General features: G+C 47.9%; 1 protein-coding gene. It reads left to right on the forward strand.

Annotation, left to right across the window (positions count from 1 at the left end):
• Nucleotides 1-392 precede the first annotated feature (392 nt).
• Entirely contained in the window at nt 393-941 is a 549-nt protein-coding gene (locus tag HK25_RS11155) for a hypothetical protein (protein ID WP_086555323.1), read from the forward strand.
• Nucleotides 942-1,400: the final 459 nt, after the last annotated feature.

The following is a 1,400-nucleotide window of genomic DNA, read 5'->3' on the forward strand; positions in this document are numbered from 1 at the left end:
TGTCCGCAATCCATATCGCTGCAAGCTTCATCTTCTATCTCAAAGAATGAGTCCTGAGCCTAAAGCCATTCAACGGGCGACACGGTGTACAGAAGGCTCGTGAAAGAAGACTAGGAGCGCTGCACTTCAATACTCGCTGCAATGCACACCATTGCCTTCGCAGGTTTCATGCTGAAAAACGTAATACGACTGCTCATACAAAGTGAATAACACCCTCCAGGAGGAGAGTGCCGCGATGACAACAGGGCCTTGTTGTACGACAGGACTGTAGCCAGCACACGACTGATGCTTGGTTGTTCATGTTTCCTGCATATGCGATCCTCCCTCGAATTTTATCTTGGAGCATCTTCCGGCTCAGCCCGGAGGATTCCTGATTCCAGAAGGACAGTCTCGTGGATCTCAGCCAGAAAATTGCAGATTACGGCGCTGATGCCGTACGTTTTTACGCCAGAATGGCAAAACTTGATTACGATAATGAAGTCCGGGAAGAATTTGTAAGCTCATGGATAGCAAGGAAGCTGTTCGAGAACGATGGACTAACTGTTCACGTCGAGCGGGAATACACCAGGATAATACGAGATCTTAAGAACGAAGTGACCTCGACAGATATTTCCAGTATGGGAGGCTGGCGCGCAGATATTGCCATTTACGGCCCTGACGGTTCCCCCCTGTCGATCATCGAAGTCAAGATCTGCGATGAAGGCGACCGTGGTGGCACGGCAGTATTGAGAGACCGTGAAAAAATCAACGTGCTCAGTAAGCGGGTAAAGATTGATACCTATCTTGCTATCCTGCTCACGGACATTAATGACACAAACAAATGCGCTGATCGTCGTCAGTGTCTGGAGAAGAAGCTGCCCGGAAGCTTCACAGGCGACAGTGGAGCAATTCGTGCACTGAACGGGGAGTGGGAATGGCAATTTTTGGCCGGAAAGTGGTGAAATCTTTCACCTTCCCTTCCTTCTCTGTTTTCAGGGGAGGGGGTATGATCCTGAGATCGTAGAACGCAGCCCTTTTATCTTCGGGTGCCGGACATGGTTAACCCACGAGATGCGCTTTGTTGCAGACATTTGGTGCCAGTACCATGCCAGGCCAAGGACCTGTTAATTTATTACAGAGAGAGTGTTGTTGTGATTCACAGGCTTACCGATGGAAGGTGAGCCTGTGAATGATGCATTTTTGCATTCTGAACACCAGATGAAGCGGATTAAGCCGCTTCATCTGGTGTAATGCTTGAGTGAAGCTGTATATAACTTCGGTATCTGTGCCAAATCCGTACCACTTTATGCGGATGATAATTTTATATAATAAAATCAAATAATTATATAAAATAATAACTACCTTGACATGGTAGGGGTCGTAGGTTCAATCCCTGCTGCGCCCACCATTCCTGTCGCAGA

Source organism: Acetobacter sp. DsW_059 (assembly GCF_002153695.1).
Lineage (GTDB): Bacteria > Pseudomonadota > Alphaproteobacteria > Acetobacterales > Acetobacteraceae > Acetobacter > Acetobacter thailandicus.